17 protein-coding genes and 1 pseudogene are annotated in these 20,236 nt (G+C 66.2%); 11 read left to right on the top strand and 7 right to left on the bottom strand.

Going from position 1 to position 20,236, the window contains the following annotated elements; all coding sequences use genetic code 11:
• Positions 1-38: 38 nt before the first annotated feature.
• The 6 genes from glmS to EKL94_RS13610 all read left to right on the top strand — a co-directional run bounded on the left by glmS (position 39) and on the right by EKL94_RS13610 (position 8,996).
• Positions 39-1,877, top strand: a complete 1,839-nt coding sequence (gene glmS, locus EKL94_RS13635) for a glutamine--fructose-6-phosphate transaminase (isomerizing) (RefSeq protein WP_126929490.1) — start codon at positions 39-41, stop codon at positions 1,875-1,877.
• A gap of 166 nt (positions 1,878-2,043) precedes the next feature.
• Positions 2,044-3,336: an MFS transporter gene (locus EKL94_RS13630; RefSeq protein WP_126929489.1), complete on the top strand. Its 1,293-nt coding sequence runs from the start codon at positions 2,044-2,046 to the stop codon at positions 3,334-3,336.
• The gene (locus EKL94_RS13625) at positions 3,333-4,574 is read left to right on the top strand and encodes a TetR family transcriptional regulator (protein ID WP_126929488.1); all 1,242 of its coding nucleotides are present in this window, start codon (positions 3,333-3,335) and stop codon (positions 4,572-4,574) included. Before EKL94_RS13630 ends, EKL94_RS13625 begins: the two co-directional genes overlap by 4 nt.
• Positions 4,575-4,698: 124 nt before the next feature.
• On the top strand, positions 4,699-6,981 hold the full coding sequence (locus EKL94_RS13620) for a TonB-dependent receptor (protein ID WP_126929487.1): 2,283 nt from the start codon (positions 4,699-4,701) through the stop codon (positions 6,979-6,981).
• Complete coding sequence (locus EKL94_RS13615; protein ID WP_126929486.1) at positions 6,978-8,156, top strand: Ca2+-dependent phosphoinositide-specific phospholipase C; 1,179 nt, start codon at positions 6,978-6,980, stop codon at positions 8,154-8,156. Before EKL94_RS13620 ends, EKL94_RS13615 begins: the two co-directional genes overlap by 4 nt.
• Positions 8,157-8,564: 408 nt before the next feature.
• Complete coding sequence (locus EKL94_RS13610; RefSeq protein ID WP_010481344.1) at positions 8,565-8,996, top strand: CBS domain-containing protein; 432 nt, start codon at positions 8,565-8,567, stop codon at positions 8,994-8,996.
• Positions 8,997-9,063: 67 nt separating this feature from the next.
• On the opposite strand, the gene EKL94_RS13605 is transcribed toward EKL94_RS13610, so the two are convergent.
• On the bottom strand, positions 9,064-9,492 hold the full coding sequence (locus EKL94_RS13605; protein WP_126929485.1) for a VOC family protein: 429 nt from the start codon (positions 9,490-9,492) through the stop codon (positions 9,064-9,066).
• A 90-nt stretch (positions 9,493-9,582) separates the two neighbouring features.
• Positions 9,583-10,101 carry a lactoylglutathione lyase gene (gene gloA / locus EKL94_RS13600; protein ID WP_126929484.1) on the bottom strand — a complete coding sequence of 173 codons (519 nt, stop codon included), beginning with the start codon at positions 10,099-10,101 and terminating at the stop codon, positions 9,583-9,585.
• 125 nt (positions 10,102-10,226) lie between these two features.
• Here gloA and EKL94_RS13595 point away from each other — a divergent pair, with 125 nt between their 5' ends.
• Positions 10,227-11,339 carry a PLP-dependent cysteine synthase family protein gene (locus EKL94_RS13595; RefSeq protein WP_126929483.1) on the top strand — a complete coding sequence of 371 codons (1,113 nt, stop codon included), beginning with the start codon at positions 10,227-10,229 and terminating at the stop codon, positions 11,337-11,339.
• Positions 11,340-11,377: 38 nt separating this feature from the next.
• On the opposite strand, the gene EKL94_RS13590 is transcribed toward EKL94_RS13595, so the two are convergent.
• Positions 11,378-11,782 carry a hypothetical protein gene (locus EKL94_RS13590; RefSeq protein WP_049460886.1) on the bottom strand — a complete coding sequence of 135 codons (405 nt, stop codon included), beginning with the start codon at positions 11,780-11,782 and terminating at the stop codon, positions 11,378-11,380.
• A 170-nt stretch (positions 11,783-11,952) separates the two neighbouring features.
• On the opposite strand from EKL94_RS13590, the gene EKL94_RS13585 reads away from it, so the two are divergent.
• A complete protein-coding gene (locus EKL94_RS13585) occupies positions 11,953-13,983 on the top strand; it encodes a M3 family metallopeptidase (RefSeq protein ID WP_126929482.1) in 2,031 nt (676 codons plus the stop codon).
• A gap of 82 nt (positions 13,984-14,065) precedes the next feature.
• Here EKL94_RS13585 and EKL94_RS13580 read toward each other — a convergent pair whose 3' ends face one another.
• Both EKL94_RS13580 and EKL94_RS13575 read right to left on the bottom strand, forming a co-directional pair.
• Positions 14,066-14,869: an SDR family oxidoreductase gene (locus tag EKL94_RS13580; RefSeq protein WP_126929481.1), complete on the bottom strand. Its 804-nt coding sequence runs from the start codon at positions 14,867-14,869 to the stop codon at positions 14,066-14,068.
• Entirely contained in the window at positions 14,866-15,432 is a 567-nt protein-coding gene (locus tag EKL94_RS13575; protein WP_126929480.1) for a DUF1415 domain-containing protein, read from the bottom strand. The genes EKL94_RS13580 and EKL94_RS13575 overlap by 4 nt, the downstream gene beginning before the upstream one ends.
• 193 nt (positions 15,433-15,625) lie before the next feature.
• Here EKL94_RS13575 and EKL94_RS13570 point away from each other — a divergent pair, with 193 nt between their 5' ends.
• From EKL94_RS13570 to EKL94_RS13560, 3 genes are all read left to right on the top strand, one after another.
• Positions 15,626-17,092 carry a benzaldehyde dehydrogenase gene (locus EKL94_RS13570; RefSeq protein WP_126929479.1) on the top strand — a complete coding sequence of 489 codons (1,467 nt, stop codon included), beginning with the start codon at positions 15,626-15,628 and terminating at the stop codon, positions 17,090-17,092.
• A 17-nt stretch (positions 17,093-17,109) separates the two neighbouring features.
• Positions 17,110-18,237, top strand: a complete 1,128-nt coding sequence (locus tag EKL94_RS13565; RefSeq protein WP_126929478.1) for an NAD(P)-dependent alcohol dehydrogenase — start codon at positions 17,110-17,112, stop codon at positions 18,235-18,237.
• Between the two features lie 163 nt (positions 18,238-18,400).
• Positions 18,401-19,495 carry a helix-turn-helix domain-containing protein gene (locus EKL94_RS13560; protein ID WP_260473427.1) on the top strand — a complete coding sequence of 365 codons (1,095 nt, stop codon included), beginning with the start codon at positions 18,401-18,403 and terminating at the stop codon, positions 19,493-19,495.
• A gap of 35 nt (positions 19,496-19,530) precedes the next feature.
• On the opposite strand, the gene EKL94_RS13555 is transcribed toward EKL94_RS13560, so the two are convergent.
• Both EKL94_RS13555 and EKL94_RS13550 read right to left on the bottom strand, forming a co-directional pair.
• Positions 19,531-20,013 carry a YajQ family cyclic di-GMP-binding protein gene (locus EKL94_RS13555; protein ID WP_006471121.1) on the bottom strand — a complete coding sequence of 161 codons (483 nt, stop codon included), beginning with the start codon at positions 20,011-20,013 and terminating at the stop codon, positions 19,531-19,533.
• Positions 20,014-20,126: 113 nt separating this feature from the next.
• Positions 20,127-20,236, bottom strand: a pseudogene (locus EKL94_RS13550) (IS110 family transposase); the annotation flags it as partial.

Below are 20,236 nucleotides of genomic sequence, written 5' to 3'. Positions count from 1 at the left end.
GCTAGAATGCGGCGATCGTCTTCAAGGAAACGCGTGACATGTGTGGAATCGTAGGTGCGATCGCTGATCGCGACGTGGTGCCGGTGCTGATCGAAGGCCTGAAGCGCCTTGAGTACCGTGGTTACGATTCCTCGGGCATCGCGGTGATCGACCATGCTGAACGGCCGGATGTGCGCCGCGTGCGTCGTACCGGACGTGTGTCGGAAATGGCCACTGCGGCCGAGGCCGAGGGCTTCAACGCGGTGCTGGGCATCGGCCACACGCGCTGGGCCACCCATGGCGGTGTCACCGAGGCCAACGCGCATCCGCACATCAGCCACGGCGTGGCGCTGGTGCACAACGGCATCATCGAGAATCATGAAGAGCAGCGCGAGAAGCTGCGTGCCCTGGGTTACAGCTTCGAGTCGCAGACCGACACCGAAGTCATCGCGCACCTGATCCATCACCACCTGAAGGACGGCGACGACCTGCTGGTGGCGCTGCAGCACACGGTGAAGGAGCTGACCGGCGCCTACGCGCTGGCCGTGGTCAGCCGCGCCGAGCCGGAACGCTTCGTGTGCGCGCGCATGGGCTGCCCGCTGCTGATCGGCCTGGGTGAGGGCGAGAATTTCGTCGCGTCCGACGTTTCGGCGGTGCTGTCCGCCACCCGCAAGGTGATTTTCCTGGAAGAGGGCGACACCGCCGAGATCCGCCGCGACGGCGTGCGCATCTTCGACGAGCATGACCAGCCGATCGAGCGCGAGGTACACCTGTCCGATGTGTCGCTGGCGTCGCTGGAGCTGGGTCCGTACCGCCACTTCATGCAGAAGGAAATCCACGAGCAGCCGCGCGCGCTGGGCGACACCATCGAGGCGGCGATCGACGCCGGTGGTTTCCCGGCCGAGCTGTTCGGCAAGAATGCCGAAGCGGTGCTGTCGGGCATCGAGGGCGTGCAGATCATTGCCTGCGGCACCAGCTACTACGCCGGCCTGACCGCGCGCTACTGGGTCGAGGCCATCGCCGGCCTGCCGTGCAGCGTGGAGATCGCCAGCGAGTACCGCTATCGCGCGGCCTACGCGAACCCGAAGCATCTGATCGTCACCATCTCCCAGTCCGGCGAAACGCTGGATACGATGGAGGCGCTGAAGTACGCCAAGTCGCTCGGTCACAAGCACACGCTGTCGATCTGCAACGTTCCGGAAAGTGCGATCCCGCGCGCCAGTGAACTGGTGTGCTACACCCGCGCCGGCGCCGAGATCGGCGTGGCGTCGACCAAGGCCTTCACCACCCAGCTGGCCGCACTGTTCCAGTTGACCGTGGTGCTGGGCAAGCTGCATGGCCGCATCGACGCGGCGCAGGAAGCCGACTACCTGGAGCAACTGCGCTTCCTGCCGGGCAGCGTGCAGCACGCACTGAACATGGAGCCGCAGATCGCCGCCTGGGCCGAGCGCTTCGCGCGCAAGAGCAGCGCGCTGTTCCTCGGCCGTGGCCTGCATTATCCGATCGCGCTGGAAGGCTCGCTCAAGCTCAAGGAAATCTCCTACATCCACGCCGAGGCCTATCCGGCGGGTGAGCTGAAGCATGGTCCGCTGGCGCTGGTGGACGAAGACATGCCGGTGGTGGTGATCGCCCCCAACGACAGCCTGCTGGAGAAGGTGAAGTCGAACATGCAGGAAGTGCGCGCGCGCGGCGGCGAGCTGTTCGTGTTCGCCGACCAGGACAGCAACTTCAACGAGTCCGAAGGCGTGCATGTGATCCGTACGCCGCGCCATGCCGGCGTGCTCAGCCCCATCGTGCACACCATCCCGGTGCAGCTGCTGGCTTACCACACCGCGCTGGCGCGCGGCACTGACGTGGACAAGCCGCGTAACCTCGCCAAGAGCGTGACGGTGGAGTAAGCCGCGCGGGCACCGCGGATGTGAAAGCAACTGCCTGCAGCAGGTAGTGGAAGCGCGAGGGCCTGGCCCCCGCGCTTCTGCGGGTCACGTCCCGGCCGGATTGTCATGCCGGCATCATGTTGGCGGCACATAGTGCTTTCCCCTATCAGCAGGCGAAGGCGCGGGGATGGATGTTGCGCCGCCCAGGCTGGCCGAAGGCCAGTTCCGTGTTGACAAGGCGTATGCGGCAGCCCACTTCGGGAAGAGCCTGTTCTGGCAGACCGGTGAGTTGCTGCTGGCGTTTTTTCTCACCGAGGTGGCTGGATTGCCGCCCATGGCGATGGGCGCTGTGGTCGCCACCAGCCTTCTGGCCAGCGCAGCCAGCGATCTGCTGGTCGGCCGGTTCTGGCGGAACTCGCTGGCGTCGGTTGCCGGTGCCGCGCACCTGCAATGGCAGGGCGCGTGGGTGGCAGCCATCGCACTGATCGGCTTGTTTTCCACAGGCCACCTGCCACAGCACGCGAAATTGCCGTTCGCGCTGGCCTTGGCCCTGATGTTCCGCGTGGGATACAGCGTCTACGACGTTCCGCAGAACGTGCTGCTCAGCCTGGCGACCCGTACTTCGGCTGCGCGCAGCCGGATTGCATCGGTGCGGGTCGCGGTGAGCAGCCTGGCAGGGGTGTGCCTGGCGCTGGCGATCGTGCCCCTTCTGCAGGAGCAGCCTCATCAGGAGCGGGCACTGCGTTTCATGCTGCTGACCGTGTTGCTGGCCGTTCTGGCGATTGCCAGTGCGGCATGCCTGAGGCATGTGTTGATCCATGCGCGGGCGACACCTGGGCCCCGCGCATCCGAACGCGCTGATGCGCCTTTGCACACCTTGCCGGTTCCACTGCTGCTGGCGATGTTCTTCGTACTGCTGGTCGGGGCTCCGCTGTTCGCCAAGCTGGAACCGTACTTCGTCGGCCATGTGCTGCGTTCATCCCTGTGGGGGGGAGCGCTGCTGCTGGGCGGCGCACTCGGCACCCTGGCCGCACAACCACTGATGCAGCTTCTGCTGGCCCGGCAGCCGCGGTTGCCGGTGATCTTTGCGTGCAGCCTGATACTGATGCTGGTGGCCCTGGCGTGGTGGCAACTGGCACCTGCAGTCTGGGCCGCCATTGCCTGCGCGATGGCCATGGGCCTGGCGGGCGGTGTGCTCGGCATGACCCTGTGGGCGGCGTTCGCTGACGCGGTTGCGGGGCGTTCGCCTCTACAGGCTGGGGTGGCATTCGGGCTGCTTACCGCCACCAGCAAGTCGGCGCTGGCATGTGGCGCGTGGTGGCTGGGGCATTGGCTGTCAGGATTGGACTATCGTGGTGAGGACAGCGCACAGCTGGCAACGATGATGGCAGCGGGCCCGGCCCTGGCGGCTGCGGGTTGCCTGCTGCTGGCAGGCGGCGCCTGGTGGGTGCCGCGGAAGACGGAAGGAATGCGAGCATGAGCAATCGAGATGGGGCTGTGGCCATGGCGGGCATGGAGGCGGAGGCATTGCCGATGCGCCTGCGCCTGCTGCAGGTTGCGCGGCATGAACTGGCAGGCGGAGGCACGCGGGCACTCGGGTTGCGCCGAATCGCTGCAGCCGCTGGGGTAACCCTGGCGACGCTCAGCTATCACCTGGGGAGCAAGGCGCAGCTGATGCAGGCGCTGGTTGACGCCGAGCGCGAACGGGATCGGTTGTGGCATGCCGACTGGCTCGCCTGCATGGCCGCCGTGCCACGTTGGGATGCGCCGGCCCTGGCCACGATGCTGGAGCAGTATCTGCAGGCCGCCGGTGCTGATGATGCCCACGATGATGTGCGGGTGACCCGCCTGGTATGGGCCGAGCTGATGCTGCATGCAGGCGTTGATCCGGCGACGGCCGCGTTGCTGCAGCCCTGGCTGCAGGACCGGCGCCGTTTCTGGCAACAGTTGCTGGCCGCCCGCATCGACGACGAGGCGCAGTGGTCCGAACTGCTGTTTGCCTATGCCAGCGACGAGGGTGTGCATGCGCTGGCGCTGGAAGCCTTGCCGGACTATCGCCTGCTGCGGCGGTTGGCCATCGAGCGGCTGTCGCATGGACTGCATCCCCTGCAAAGGGTAGGGCTGGCCAGTACCACGGCTGTCTTCGAGGTGCTCGTGCAGCGGCTGGATCCGGCGTTGGGCCTGGTCACCCCGGAAGGAACATCGCCGCTGCTGGAACCGGGGCGGCGGCGTGACATTGCGGTGGCCGCGTGTGAGGTGATCCTTGAAGAGGGTGCGCAGGCCCTGACCCATCGCGCGGTGGCCGAGCGTCTGGGCATCCCCGCCTCCAGCGTGGCCTATCACTGCCGCACTGGCGCAGACCTGCTCATTGCCGGGCAGGAAATGGTCTATCTGGTGGCGCAGGGACGCATGCCGGCGCCGCGCGACGATTCGGCAACGCAGCGGCAACGGGTCACCATGCGCGGCACGCTGTCGATCAGCCTGGCGGCTGCGCGCGACCCCGTGCTGCGCCCCCATGCGGTCGACCTGCGCCGGTTGCGCGGCGAGAACCTGGCGCGCCTGCTGCGGGAGGGCGACCACCGCCTGGCGGATCGGCTGGACGCGCAGGCTGCGGCGATCGCGGGCCTGGGGGCCGCTGCACTGACCGATGCCGAGGGTGGGGACAGGCAGCGCCCCGGGCAGTTGCTGGAGTGGCAGCTGCGGGATCTTTCGGGCTGAACAAGTGTTTTGTTCGCTCTTGGTTTGCTGGGAATAATGAGAATTTCAGCCGTACAAGCGTAATGTTCCTGTCATTGCGCCTGCCTAGGATCGCGCCCTGAACCTACTCCCAGGGGATCCACCCATGCTGTCCCATCCGTTCCAGCCCAGAGCGTTGAGCCTGGCCCTGGCGGTCGCGCTCGGTCTGTCCTGGACTGAACAAGTGTCTGCCCAGGCCGCTGACGCAACGCCTTCCCCCGTCCAGCTCGATGCGGTGACCGTCACCGCGCAGAAGCGCGAGCAGTCGATCAAGGACGTGCCCATTTCGATTGCTGCGGTCACCGGCCAGGACATCGAGAAGCAGAACTTCACCGACTTCGAGCGGTTGTCCACCCGCATCCCCGGCTTCTTCGTGCAACAGCAGACCGACAGTTCCGCCAGCTTCGTCATGCGCGGCATCGAGGCAGGCAATTCGGGTGCGGTTTCGGAACCGAGCATCTCCTTCTTCCTCAACGATGTGGACACCAGCCGTTCGCGCGGCATGCTGAAGGAGCTGTTCGACATCGAGCGGGTGGAAGTCGCCAAGGGGCCGCAGGGCACGCTGTACGGCCGCGGTGCGCAGATCGGTGCGATCGCTGTCTACACGCGCAAGGCCGACCCTTCCAACGTGGAATGGCAGTTGGAAGGGCAGCTGGGCAACCATGGGTTGTACAGCGCCACGGCGATCTACAACACGCCGCTGGTGAAGGATGAGCTGGGTCTGCGCATTGCCGTGCGCAAGCGCGAGCGCGATGGCTACGTACACAACCTGGGCGGTGGCCCGGATCTGAACGATGACGACATGGGCGCTGCACGGATGTCATTGCGCTGGCAGCCGTCCGACGTGCTGTCGATGGATCTGATCGTCGATCACCAGTCCGACAACGATGGCTTCGTGATGACCAAGGCGATCAACGTCGCCTCCCCGGGCGGCGATACCAGTCCCTTCAGTGACGCTGCGCAGAGCAGCTACGATCCGCCGCAGCGCCGCCGCCAGACCGGCGTCACCCTGCTGACCGACTGGAACCTGGCAGACGCGTGGCAACTTCGCTCGATCAGTGCATGGCGCAAGGTCGAATTCTCCGAGTCATGGGACATCGATGGCACCACCTATCCATTCCTGATCGGCCGCAATCTGGCGGACAACCAGCGCATCCTCAGCCAGGAGTTCCGCCTCGGATTCGATGATGGCGGCGCTTTCCGTGCCAACGTCGGCGCGGGCTACTACCAGGACAGCACCTACAATCTGGCTGAAACGGTGATCAACGAGCAATACCTCCTGGCCGGCTTCCCGCGTGTGACCACGCCGGTCACGCGTTATCTCGGTCGTGCGGTGACCGAAGGCGTGGCCACCCGTACCTCCACCCGCAACCGGCGTGGAAGCGCCTCCGCCTATGCCAATGTCTCGTGGGATCTGCAGCCGCGCCTGACCCTGGATGCTGGCGTGCGCTACACCCGCGACCAGGCCCGTGTGCGCAACTGGGCGCGGGTCTCCACCATCGACGGCGTGGCACCCATCGCAATGCCCAACGGGTTGGGCAACTCCCTGGGCCAGGAGTTCAGCACCGATGGGGACTTCAATCTGCTGCAGCCGCGTGCAGCGTTGACGTGGAAGCTCAGCGACCAGATCAATCTGTATGCCGGCGTATCGCGCGGGTTGCGTTCGGGCTATCCGCAGATCAGTTTCGGCGCGCCGTTGAACGGGCAACCAAACCCGACTTTCGGCAAGCTCGGGACCGAAGAAGTGGTCAACTATGAGATCGGCGCCAAGGGTACGGTGGGCAAGCGCCTGTACTTCGACGCGGCTGCGTTCACCTACGACTACAAGGACTTCCAGACGCGCGCCAGCGACATCACCGTGGGCATGGTCAACGCCGGCAAGGCATCGGCGCGTGGCCTCGAGCTCAGTGGTGCGCTCCAGCTGACGCAGGACCTGACCCTGTCGGCGGCCTATGCCTACCTGCACACCCGCTATGACACCTTCAGCGAGGTGGTCAACGGCACCCTGGTGGATCGCTCGGGAAATGTATTCCGCATGGCGCCGAAGCATACGGCCAGCCTCAGCCTGGACTGGCGCGCTCCGGCCTTCGGGCGCTGGGAGGTGTTTGCCAATGGCAACTATGCGTGGCGCTCCCGCTATTACCTCAACAACGACAACCTCGACAGCGAGAGCCAGAAGGCGTTCGGCCTGCTCGACCTGCGGGCGGGTTTCGAGCGCAACGACGGTGCGGTGATGGTCGAGGCCTACGTCGAGAACGCGCAGGATCGCGAATGGGTGCGCGACGTCGGCAATGGAGGAAAGTTCTTTGGCGTGCCAACGTCCATCCGGGCCAATCCACGGATGTTCGGCATCAGGGTCCGGTTGCAGGGCTGGGGAGAAGCACGATGATCCGTTCGCTGACATGCGCCGCGCTGCTGTGTGCGGCGGGCACCGCCGTCCAGGCGTCGGAGTTGCGCCTCAACCAGATCCAGGTCATCGGCACCCACAACAGCTACAGCCAACCGGCCGATCCACGCGTGTTCGAGGTGATGGATCCGCTGTTGAAGCCGGTCATCGATGGCATGATGAAGCAGATGCCCGAGCAGATGCGAAAGGCCTTTGCCGACGAACATCCGCATGCCTTCGACGGTGGACTGCAGCCTGCGCTGGAATACCGCTTCCCGACGCTGGACACGCAGCTGCGGTCCGGCCTGCGCAGCATCGAACTGGACCTCAACGTCGACCACGACGGCGGCCGATTCAGCGATCCGCTTCCCTACCGCCTGCTGCGCGCGAAGGGCGAGGACAACCTGGCGCCGCTGCATGATGCCGCACTGCGTGAGCCTGGGTTGAAGACCCTGCACATGGTCGACGTCGATTTCCGCAGCAGTTGCCCGACGTTCCGCATGTGCCTGCAGCAGCTACGCAGCTGGTCCGATGCGAACCCCGGGCATTCGCCGGTGTTCGTGCTGCTGGAGCCGAAGTTCTCCAGCTTCACCACGCGGGTGGCTGGAGCCACGCCGGTGCAGCCGTTCGATGCCCGGGCGTTCGCCGAAATGGATGCCTCCATCGAGCGCATTCTTGGTCGTGAACGTGTGATCACCCCGGATGATGTGCGCGGCAACGCACCGACGCTGGAAGCTGCCGCGCGCGCGGGGCAGTGGCCCACGCTGTCGGCAGCCCGTGGCAGGTTCGTGTTCCTGATGATCGTGCCGGGCCTGAACCTGGAGACCTTCGCGCCCTATCTGCAGGGGCATCCGAACCTGGAGGGGCGGATGGCGTTCGTGCAGGGACAACCGGGCATGGACCACGCCGCCTTCGTGATGATCGACAACGCCCTGACCCGGGGCAGCGAGATCCGCCGGCTGGTGAGCGAGGGCTACCTGGTGCGCAGCCGTGCCGACATCGATACCGGCGAGGCGCGTGCCAACGACACAGCGCGGCGTGAGGCGGCGCTGGCCAGCGGTGCGCAGGTCATCTCCACCGACTATCCGTTCGCACCGAACATCTTCGGCAATGACTATGTGGTCAGGCCGTTTCCCCAGGGGCTGCGGGCGAACCCGGTCAACGGCGGGACGCCCTGAGGCCCGCGAGCCCTGGCCGGTTCCTCACCCTTCGCGGAAGTGGGACAGGACCCTCGGGTTCTGTCCGCACATCGGCAGCGGGCAGCCAAGCTTGAGCGCTGCCCGGCTGCGGCATTCAGCCTCGGTTTCAGCCGCGGTGCCATTCTCTGGATCGTCAGTTGGTTCCCACGACGAACTGTCCTATCGATGCCGGTAGTGACCGATGGTCGCAGTCGTAGAATCAATTTGACCGAGGTCCGGGTTGAGTGGTTGAGCCCACCTCGTTCGCGTTGCAGCACATCGTCTGCCGATCCATTCCAAGCGGCAGCCGGGTGCGCCAGACGTGCGCTGAAAGGTCTGTTCCCGGGGAGGGGGCGTATCGGAAGAGCACACTTTTTTGACTTCAGTGACCTGCACCAGGAAACAAGAATGAACGTCCGCGAACTCCTGCAATCCAAGAAAGAAGCTGTCATCACCATCGACGCCGAAGACACCATCGGTGCCGCCGCCCACAAGATGAGCGCGAACAAGATCGCTGCGCTGGTGGTGATGAAGGACGATGCCCCGGTCGGCATCATTTCCGAAAAGGACATCGTGCGTACCCTGGCCGACGACGGCCCGCAGGCCGGCCGCCGGGTGATTTCCAGCCTGCCGTCCACCGGTCTGGAAGGTATTGCGCCGGAAGCGACCCTGAAGCAGGCCATGTCGCTGATGACATACTCGCGGCGCCGTCATCTGATGGTCACTGAAGGCACCCGACTGGTTGGCATTCTCAGCCTGGGTGACATCGTGAAGAACCTGCTGGGCGAGCTGGAACTGGAAAAGGCCGTGCTGCAGGACATCTACATGGCCGCCCACTGAGGGCTGGACCCTTGGATGCAGAGAAGCCGGGCATTGCCCGGCTTCTTCGTTCACGGCTTCGGTGATATCAGAAAGTAACCTTCACCGAATCGGCACTGTAGTTCGCCGGGCCGTGGTAGACCACTTCGATGTTGTTGCCATCCGGATCGAGCACGAAGGCGCCGTAGTAACCCGGATGGTAGGGGCGTTCGCCCGGCGCGCCGTTGTCGGTGCCGCCGGCGGCGATGGCTGCAGTGTGGAAGGCATCGACGGTGGCGCTGTCGCGCGCCTGGAAGGCCAGGTGATGGCGGCCGGTCAGCTGGCCGGCGGCAGCCGCGCTGCTGGCGCTGGAAATGAACAGCTCATCGGCCCAGAAGTAATCATCGCCTTCGCCGGCGATCGGGATGCCGATCGTATCGAACACCGCCTGGTAGAAGCGGCGGCTGGCGGCCAGGTCACGCACCACCAGCTGCAGGTGGTCGATCAGGCGGCCACGGTGCAGTTCCATCGTTTCCATACGAACCTCAAAAAGGGGACGGAGGGGATTAAGTCGCTTCCAGCCCAATAGTGCCAGAAACGGCTTAATCCTCTCCGTCCCCTTTTCGGGTCAGACGTTGGCGATGATCTCGACCCAGTAGCCATCCGGGTCCTTGATGAAGGCCAGGTTCTTCATGCGGCCGTCGGTCAGGCGCTTCTGGAAGGTCACACCCAGATCCTCGAAGCGCTGGCAGGCGGCCTCGATGTCCGGCACCGACACGCAGATGTGGCCGAAGCCGCGCGGGTCGCTGTTGCCATCGTGGTAGACCGCGCCGTGCTGGTTCTCGGTGCCGTGGTTGTGGGTCAGTTCCAGCACGCCCGGCAGGCCGGCCATCCACACGCGGCGCTGGTTGTCGTCTTCCGGCACCACCGCGCCGGCCGGCACGTAGGCCAGGAAGTACAGGCTGAATTGGGCTTCAGCAAAGTCGCGCTTGTCGATCAGCTGGTAGCCGAGCACGCGGGTGTAGAAGTCCAGCGAGGCGGTGATGTCCTTGACCCGCAGCATGGTGTGGTTGAACACGAAGCCGGTGGTTTCGGCCGGGGCCTGGGCGGCGACGCCGGGGACATCGCGCAGGGCGGGAATGGTCATGGGGGAGGTCCTTCAGACAGGGCCGTTGCCGGCCAGATGGTGCCATTCTAGCGGCCAGCACCTGACGGCACTGCGACGTACAATGGCCGGATCGCACCGTTCCGTCCTGACAACGATTGCCCGCCATGTCGCAGCGTGAATGGGTGGCCGCCGCCATCCGCAAGATCGAAGCCGATTTCAACCGTTCCGCCGATACCCACCTGATCCCGTTGGCGCTGCCAGGGTTCGAGGGCATCGACCTGTACCTGAAGGATGAATCGAGCCATCCCACCGGCAGCCTGAAGCACCGGCTGGCGCGCTCGCTGTTCCTGTATGCGTTGACCAATGGCTGGTTGCGCGAAGGGCGCCCGGTGATCGAAGCATCCAGCGGCTCGACGGCGGTGTCCGAAGCCTATTTCGCGCGCCTGCTGGGGGTGCCGTTCATCGCGGTGATTCCGGCCACGACCTCGCCGGAGAAGATCGCCGCCATCGAGTTCCACGGGGGCCGCTGCCACCTGGTCGAGCGTGCCTGCGAACTCAACGGTGAATCGGAGAAGCTGGCCCGCGAAACCGGCGGTCACTTCATGGACCAGTTCACCTACGCCGAGCGCGCCACCGACTGGCGGGCCAACAACAACATCGCCGAGTCCATCTTCAAGCAGATGGCCGAGGAGCCCAGCCCGGTTCCGGAATGGATCGTGTGCAGCCCCGGTACCGGGGGTACTGCGGCCACGCTGGGTCGCTATGTCAGCTACCGCCGGCATGACACCCGCATCCTCTGTGCAGACCCGGAAGTGTCGGTGTTCTTCGACGGCTACCAGGCCGCCGTGGCCGGTGAGCAGGACTGGCGTGGCCTGACCTGCAGTGGTGGTTCGCGCGTGGAAGGCATCGGCCGGCCGCGGGTGGAATCGAGTTTCATCCCGACCAGCGTCGATGCGATGGTGAAGGTGCCCGACGCGCTTAGCCTGGCCGCCATGCGCCATGTCAGCCGTCAGCTCGGTCGTCGTGTCGGTGGCTCCACCGGCACCAACTTCATCGGCGTGCTGCAGGCCGCGCAGTGGATGCGAGAAGCGGGCCACCGGGGCAGCATCGTCAGCATCCTGTGCGACAGCGGCGAGCGTTATGCGCAGAGCTATTACGATCCGGCGTGGTACGCGCGCCAGGGCATCGATGTCGACGGCGCCGATGCACAGCTGGCCTCCGCGGTGGCCGGGCAGGGATTGCCGGAACTGCCGTGGTGCAGCCTGGAAGCGCTGTAGCGCCCTTGTAGCGTCGAGCCATGCTCGACGCTACGGATTCAATATCCCGCTGCGGTGAACGCGTCCAGCACCGCATCGCGCAGCGCATCGGGCAGGGCCTCGATGTCCATCGCGCGATCATCCAGATGCAGGCTCGGGTCCAGGATGCTGGCGCGGCCCTGGGCCAGCGCCTGCAGCCACAGCAGCACGCAGATCACGAACTCGCGCTCATGGCCCAGCCGCAGTTGGCTGGCGCCACGCTCGATCACCTCGAACGGGTACCACTCCTGGGCATCGTTGAACGTGCCGCCCTGCTGCAGCACTGCCTGCAGTTGATGCAGGTGACGCGGGGCGTCGTCGCCGGCATCGCACAATGCGGCGATCCAGGTCAGTTCGGCCGGGCTGGCGGACAATGCCAGTGACCGGGCCGGTGAGGCGGATGCAACTGCAGCCAGACCTTCCATGTAGGGCCTCGTTCGGTGCGTACCGCTGCGGACTCCCCCGCAGCCAGAGCTTCGGTGCGCGACCGTAAGGCCGACGTGAATGCCGGGCCGTGCCCCCTTGTCAGCCCCGCCTGCCAGCGCCATATCCTGCATGCTGCCCGCCTGCCGGGCCCGTACCCTGGAGATCTGCCGTGACCGTTGCCAACCCCCTGCTCGATTTTTCCGGCCTGCCGCGCTTCGAGGCCATCCGCCCCGAGCACGTGGCGCCGGCGCTGGACGTGCTGCTGGCCGAGGCCGAAGCCGCCGTCAGCACGGCCGAGCAGGTGCAGCCGGTGCGCTGGGAGACCTTCGTTGCCCCGCAGGACGATGCCACCGAGCGCCTGTGGCGCGCCTGGGGCCTGGTCGGCCACCTGCAGGGCGTGGTCAACACCCCGGAACTGCGCGAGGCCTACAACAGCAACCTGCCGCGGGTGACCCGCTTCGCCAGCGCGCTGGGCCAGAACCTGGCGTTGTACCGGCAGTACCAGGCGCTGGCCACCAGCGCCGAGGCGACGCGCTTCGACGAGGCCCAGCGCAAGTTGCTGGACAACACCCTGCGCGATTTCCGCCTGGGTGGTGCCGAACTGGCGCCGGAGGCGCAGCAGCGCTTCGCGGCGATCAAGGAGGAACTGTCGGCGCTGTCGGCGAAGTTCTCGCAGAACGTGCTCGACGCCACCGATGCCTGGTCGCTGATCATCGAGGACGAAGCGCGCCTGAAGGGCCTGCCGGAAGACGTGAAGGCCGCCGCGCATGCCGCAGCACAGAAGGACGGCAAGACCGGCTGGAAACTGACCCTGCAGATGCCGTGCTACCTGCCGGTGCAGACCTGGGGCGAGGACCGCGACCTGCGCGAGATCCTGTACCGCGCCAGCGCACAGCGTGCGTCCGAATTCGGTGACGACGCGCTGGACAACAGCGGCAACATCGACCGGATCCTCGCCCTGCGCGCGGAACTGGCCGCGCTGCTCGGCTTCGGCTCGTATGGTGATTACTCGGTGGCGACCAAGATGGCGCAGGACCCGGCCGAAGTGCTCGGTTTCCTGCGTGACCTGGCCTCGCGTGCCAAGCCGTTCGCCGCCAGGGACCGCGCCGAGCTGGAGCAGTTCGCACGCGAACAACTCGGCATCGACAGCCTGCAGGCCTGGGACCTGGCGTTCGCCGCCGACCGCCTGAAGCAGGCGCGTTACAGCTATTCCGAGCAGGAAGTGAAGCAGTATTTCACTGAACCAAAGGTGCTGGGCGGCCTGTTCTCGGTGATCGAGCAGCTGTACGGCCTGCGCGTGCAGGAGGACAGCGCGCCGGTGTGGCACGAGGATGTGCGCTTCTTCCGGCTGGTCGATGCGCAGGGCGCGCTGGTTGGCCAGTTCTACCTGGACCTGTACGCGCGCGAAGGCAAGCGCGGTGGCGCGTGGATGGATGATTGCCGCAACCGTCGCGTGCGCGCAGACGGCAGCGTGCAGACGCCGCTGGTCTACCTGGTGTGCAACTTCGGCCGCGGTGCCAATGGCAAGCCGGCCACCTTCAGCCACAACGAAGTGACCACGCTGTTCCATGAGATGGGCCATGGCCTGCACCAGCTGCTGACCCGCATCGGCGAACTGGGCGTGGCCGGCATCAACGGCGTGGAATGGGACGCAGTGGAGCTGCCCAGCCAGTTCATGGAGAACTTCTGCTGGGAATGGGACCACCTGCAGGCGATGACCGCGCACGTGGACAGTGGTGAGCCGCTGCCACGCGCGCTGTACGAACGGATGCTGGCGGCGCGCAACTTCCATAGCGGCATGGCCACCGTGCGCCAGCTGGAGTTCGGCCTGTTCGACATGCTGCTGCACAGCCAGTTCGAACCGGCGCAGGACAGCGTGCTGGCGCTGCTCGATCGCGTGCGCGCGGAAGTGGCGGTGAATCACCCACCGGTCTGGAACCGCTTCCCGCACCAGTTCAGCCACATCTTTGCTGGCGGCTACGCGGCCGGTTACTACAGCTACAAGTGGGCTGAAGTGCTCAGTGCCGATGCCTATGCTGCGTTTGAGGAAGCACCGCAGGCGCTGGCAGAAACCGGCGCGCGCTTCCGCGATGAAATCCTGTCGCGTGGTGGCAGCCGTCCGGCGGCGGAAAACTTCAAGGCCTTCCGTGGCCGCGCACCGCAGATCGATGCGCTGCTGCGCCATTCGGGCATGGCGTAAGGTGTTTGGTAGGTGCCAACCTTGGTTGGCGAAAAGCCCAGGCCAACCAAGGTTGGCCTCTACCGGGCGACGCGCCTTGGGGTCATTCGGCGTAGATCATCTTCCGGGTCATGCCGCCGTCCACGATGAAGTCCTGGCCGGTGCTGAAACCGGACAGCGACGACAGCAGGTACACCGCCAGTGCACCGATGTCTTCGGGGCGGCCGACCCGGCCGACCGGGTGTTGCGCCTGGTCGATGGCCGAGTATTCCGGTTCGTGGCGCTTTGAGGGTGACTGCCACGCAGTGGTGCCGACCCAGCCGGGGCTGATGCTGTTGACCCGCACCGCCGGGCCGGCGCTGATCGCCAGCGCATGGGTGAAGGCCACCAGCCCGCCCTTGGCCGCGGCATAGGCTTCGCTGTGTGCTTCGGATTGCCAGGCGCGGGTCGATGCGATGTTGATGATCGCGCCCGCAGCACTGGCCGTCAGTGCTGGCAGCGCGTGCTTGCTGCACAGGAAGGCACCATGCAGTGACGACAGCCGGCGCTGCCACTCGTCCCAGTCCATGTCCTGCAGCCGTGTGCCGTGTGGGCCGGCGATCCCCGCGTTGTTGACCAACCCGTCGATGCGGCCGAAACGCCGCAGGGCCACGGCGATGAAGTCGCGCACGCTGGCTTCGTCGGTGATGTCCAGGGGCTGGAACGCGGCATCCTCGCCGCGCTGCCATTCGTCCAGGCAAGCCTGGCCGGCCTCCCTATCGAGGTCGCCGATCAGCACGCGTCCACCGGCACCGAGAACGGCTTGGGCAATACCGCGACCGATGCCGTTGGCGCCGCCGGTGACCAGCACCACCTTGCCCGACAGTGGCGCGGCTGGCCATGCGGCAATCGGCGGCATCGTGCTCACGTCAGGTCTTCGCCGCGCAGGCGGCGATGCCAGCCGTCCACGCCGATGCGGTCCAGGGTCTGGATGTTGCGCTCGACGATCACGTCCGGGTCCGGATAGACATCCACCGCACGCGCCACGCTGTCTTCGCGCAGCAGGTGCAGGGTGGGGAAGGGCGCGCGGTTGGTGTAGTTGCTGGCGTCGTCCGCGGCCACGCCATCGAACTGGTAGTCCGGGTGGAAGCTGGCCACCTGCAGGATGCCCTGCAGGTCCAGCGCCTCGATCGCCGCGTCGGCGTTGTCGAGGAAATCGTTGTAGTCGAGGAAATCGGTCAGCACCTGCGGATGCACGATCAGCGTCGTGTCGATCTGATCGGCCGGCGTATCGCGCAGCAGCACCAGCTCCTCGGCCAGTTGTTCAACCAGCGCTTCCGGCGTGGTCGCATCGCTGAGCACGATGCGGACCTGGTCCTTCACGTACACCGCCTTGGCGAACGGGCACAGGTTCAGGCCGATGACGATGCGCTCCAGCCACAGGCGGGTGGCGGCGATCGGGTCATCGGTGGGCAGGTGGGAATCGGTCATGGCGGGCACGTCGGCTGGCGGGGCCGCCATTGTAGGCAGTGTGCCGGTGCTGCGCTGTCCACTGTGCAGGAACTGGACAGTGGCGAAGCGGGAAATGCCTGATGATTCAAGTCGTTGCGCGCTACCGATGGATGGCCGATTGCCAGCCCGGGGCGACGGGCGTGGAATGGATGCACGACACAGGAGGACACCCATGACTGCATCTTCCCCGTGGCTGCCGGACGCTCTCTGGGCCGGCGCCTTCTTTGATGGTCACTGGCAGGCTGCCCCGCAGCGGAACCCGGTGATTGAACCGGCCACCGGCCAGGAGCTCGGCGAAATCGGCCTGGCCGACCCGGCGCAGGTCGCGCGGTCGGCCGCCGCCGCCGCGCAGGCCCAGCAGGCGTGGGCGGCGGCGCCCTACGAACAGCGTGCCGACGTGCTGCGCAAGGCCGCGCGTCTGGCCGAAGAGAACATCGACACCCTGGTCGCGTGGCTGGTGCGCGAAAGCGGCTCAACCCGCCTCAAGGCCGGCTTCGAAGCCAAGGTCACCATCAAGGCACTGCATGAAGCTGCGGCGCTGCCGTCGCGCAGCACGGGTGAGATCCTGCCATCCGAACCGGGCAAGCTGAACCTGGCGCGCCGACGCCCGCTGGGCGTGGTCGGGGTCATCTCGCCGTTCAATTTCCCGCTCTACCTGGCGATGCGCGCGGTGGCCCCGGCGATTGCGCTGGGCAACGCCGTGGTCCTCAAGCCGGACCCGCGTACGGCGGTATGTGGCGGCGCGGTGATCGCACGCTTGTTCGAGCAGGCGGGCCTGCCGGCAGGCGTGCTGCACATGCTGCCCGGCGATGGCGCGGCCGGGGCCGCACTGACCAGTGACCCGCACGTGGCGATGATCCAGTTCACCGGTTCCACCGCCGCTGGCCGCAAGGTCGGAGAGGCGGCCGGCAGGCATCTGAAAAAGGTCTCGCTGGAACTGGGCGGCAAGAATTCGTTGATCATCCTTGATGATGCAGACCTGGACCTGGCGGTGGCCAACACCGCGTGGGGCGTCTACCTGCACCAGGGCCAGATCTGCATGGCGACCGGCCGCGTGCTGGTGCACCGCAAGATCCACGACACGTTCCTGCAGAAACTGGTGGCCAAGGCCAACGCGCTGAAGGTGGGCGACCCGGCACGTGAGGACGTGGCGATCGGTCCGCTGATCAATGCCGGCCAGCGCGACCATGCCGCACGCGTGGTCGAGCAGGCCGTGCAGGCCGGTGCCACACTGGAAGCGGGAGGCACGCATCGGGACCTGTTCTTCGCACCGACCGTGCTCGGCAATGTTGCGGCCGACAATCCAGCCTTCAACGAGGAGATCTTCGCGCCGGTGGCGGTGGTGGTGCCGTTCGACGATGACGACGAAGCCGTGCGCCTGGCCAACGACAGCGAGTACGGGCTGTCGATGGCGATCGTGTCCAGCAATGTCGGCCGCGCGCTGAAGATCGGCGAGCGCCTGCGTACCGGCCTGCTGCACATCAACGACCAGACCGTGAATGACGAGGTGATCAACCCCTTCGGCGGCGTCGGCGCGTCCGGCAACGGCACCAGCATCGGTGGCCCGGCCAACGGCGAGGAGTTCACCCAGTGGCAGTGGTTGACCGTCAAGGGCGAAGCGCCCGCTTACCCGATCTGATCGAAGGAGCCATCACGATGAACGACAACAACGCAACGCGTGAGATCACCGCCGCCGTGGTACGCGGCAAGGAGCAGCCCTTCGTCATCGAGCAGGCGACGCTGCGCGGCCCGCAGGACGACGAGGTGCTGGTGAAGGTGGTGGCCACCGGCCTGTGCCATACCGACCTGATCGTGCGCGATCAGTACTATCCGGTGCCGCTGCCGGCGGTGCTCGGCCATGAGGGTGCGGGCATCGTCGAAGCGGTTGGCCCGAACGTGCGCGACCTCAAGGTGGGGGATCACGTGGTACTGACCTACGGCGCCTGTGGTCACTGCAATCCCTGCCGGGGCGGACACGGTGCCTATTGCAGGGATTTCTTCGCCCTGAATTTCGGTGGCGATGATGGCCACGGCCATACCGCGATCACCGATGCGCAGGGCCAGCCGCTGCACGACCATTTCTTCGCCCAGTCCTCGTTTGCCACCTATGCGCTGGCCCGCGAGATCAATGCGATCAAGGTACCTGACGACGCGCCACTGGAACTGCTGGGCCCGCTGGGGTGCGGCATCCAGACCGGTGCCGGTGCAGTGCTCAATTCGCTGCAGGTGCGGTCGGGCAGCAGCTTCGCCAGCTACGGCGCCGGCGCGGTGGGCCTGAGCGCGGTGATGGCGGCCAAGGTGGCCGGCGCCACCACCATCATCGCCATCGATGTGGTGCCGTCGCGCCTGGAACTGGCGCTGGAACTGGGCGCCACCCACGTGGTCAACAGCCGCGAGACCGATGTGGTGGAAGCGGTGCGTGCGATCACCGGTGGCGGCGCCGACTTCGCGCTGGAATCAACCGGTCGTCCGGACGTGTTGTCCGCTGGCATCGAGGCACTGGGTGGGCTGGGCATGATGGGCGTGGTCGGTGCGCCGAAGCTGGGCACCACCGCCAGTTTCGATGTGAACAACCTGCTGCTCGGCGGGCGCAGCATCCGCGGCATCGTCGAGGGTGACAGCGTGCCGCAGGTGTTCATTCCGCAGCTGGTGACCCTGTTCCAGCAGGGGCGCTTCCCGTTCGACAAGCTGGTGAAGTTCTATCCGCTGGAACAGATCAACCAGGCGGCCGAAGACAGCACCCGTGGCATCACCCTGAAGCCGGTGCTGCGCATCGCAGCGTAACGTCCACCGTCGGTAGCGCCGGCCGCTGGCCGGCATGGGGGCAGATCCGTTTTCCAGAAGATAACGGCTCTGCCCCTTTGTTTGAACGCGTCTTGAAACGGAAACGCTCCGTTGTGGAGACGTAACATGGTGTTGCCGCTGGCGGGTGTACGCTGCGTCCATGATGGCCACGACAGTCGGGCAGCAACAACTGGTGGCGGCACGTGCCGCTTTCGCCGAGGGCGATGCGCGCTCATTGGGCGTGTTGCCGCTGCCGCTGCAGCAGTCATGGCTGCGTTCGCGCGCGGCGGGCCTGCAACCGGGGCAGGAGCCGGACTATCGACCGCTGCTGGGGCGCGGTCAGCGTCTCCCGCATCCCGACGACCGGCGCCTGGCACGTTGCGTGCAGCCGGAGCTGGAACAGCTCTGGGCGGCCTTCGGTGGGCGTGGCTGGACGATGTTCTGCGCCAATCGCGATGGCATGGTGATCGCGCAGCAGGCCCACGGGCTGGAAGATGCTCCCTTGCTGCGGCCGATCCAGGTCGGGCGACAGCTGGGCGAGACGGAGATCGGCACCACCGCGCCGGCGGTCAGCCTGGCCGACGATGTGCCGGCACTGGTGCGCGGCAACGAACATTACCTGCAGCGTTTCGCGCCGGTGTTCTGCCTGAGCGAGCCACTGCACGATCTCGACGGCCGGGTCTGCGGGGTGATCGACATCACCGGTCTTGGCGAGCGCGATCCCGCCCTGCTGCAGGGCTATTTCCGGCAGGCTGCGCTGGCCAGCGAAAATCGCTTGTTCCACAGCCTCACCGACGTGCATCTGCTCGCCGTGCAACATGATCCGCGCTGGCTGGCATCACCGCTGCAGGGACTGCTGGCGGTGCAGGAGGATGGCCAGCTGCGTGCAGCCAACCGCGTTGCACGGCGCCTGCTGGGCCTGCCACGGCGCGGGCCATTGCCGCTGCTGGGTCTGGAAGCGCTGTTTGCCGGTGCCAGTGCGGCGCAACGGCGTCGCCTGCTGCAGCCGGGCGCAGCGCATCGGGTGCGGCTGGGCGAGGGCAGTGCGGTCTACCTGCAGCGTCTGCAGGGGCCGCGGGGCGGGGCGCTCCGGTCTACTCAGCGGAGCACCCCGGCAGATCCGGTCGCGCCGCTGCTGCGTGACCAGCAGCGTGAGGCCGCGCGCCGCGCGGCCCAGGCCGCTGACGGCAACCTCAGCCTGGCCGCACGCCAGTTGGGGATCTCGCGCACAACCCTGTACAAGCTGCTGCGCGATTGACCACGCAGTTCGCCGGGCATGGCCCGGCGGGGGCATCAGTCGCGGAAGTTGTTGAACTGCAGCGGCAGCTCGAACTTGCCGGCCTTGAGTACGGCGATGGCGTCCTGCAGGTCGTCGCGCTTCTTGCCCTGCACGCGCAGCTTGTCGCCGTTGATCTGGCTTTCCACCTTCAGCTTGGCGTCCTTCAGTGCCGCCGCGATCTTCTTGGCGATCTTCTGCTCGATGCCCTGCTTGACGGTGATCTTCTGCCGGGCCTGGGCCAGGTTGGTCTCGATGTCGCCGAACTCCAGGCTGAGCACGTCGATGCCGCGCGCGGCCAGGCGAGCACGCAGGATGTCGTTCATCTGCTTGAGCTGGAACTCGGTCGGCGCAGTCTGGTTGATGACATCGCCATCCCGCTCGAACTTGGCGTCAACGCCCTTGAAGTCGAAACGGGTGGCCAGTTCGCGGTTGGCCTGGTCGATGGCGTTGGTCAGCTCGTGGGTGTCGACTTCGGACACAACGTCGAAGGAGGGCATGGGCGGTGCTCCGCAGAATTCAGTGGCGGTCATTCTATCGCGCCGGCCCGCATGCCCGCTTTGTGTAGAGCCGAGCCATGCTCGACTGCCGCCCTTCTGTAGCAACTGTCTTGTCAGGCGGAGGCCATCTGGGCCTCCGCATCCCGTTTGCGGGCGTTGAGGATCACCATCATCTTGCGCATTACCGCGACTAAAGCCACCTTGCCCGGCTTGCCCTGGTTGA

Origin of the sequence: Stenotrophomonas maltophilia, assembly GCF_003970865.1 — a bacterium.
In the GTDB taxonomy this organism is placed as follows: Bacteria; Pseudomonadota; Gammaproteobacteria; order Xanthomonadales; family Xanthomonadaceae; genus Stenotrophomonas; species Stenotrophomonas maltophilia_AR.
Note: the sequence above shows the minus strand (reverse complement) of the source record. Positions and strands in the feature narration are given on the sequence as shown.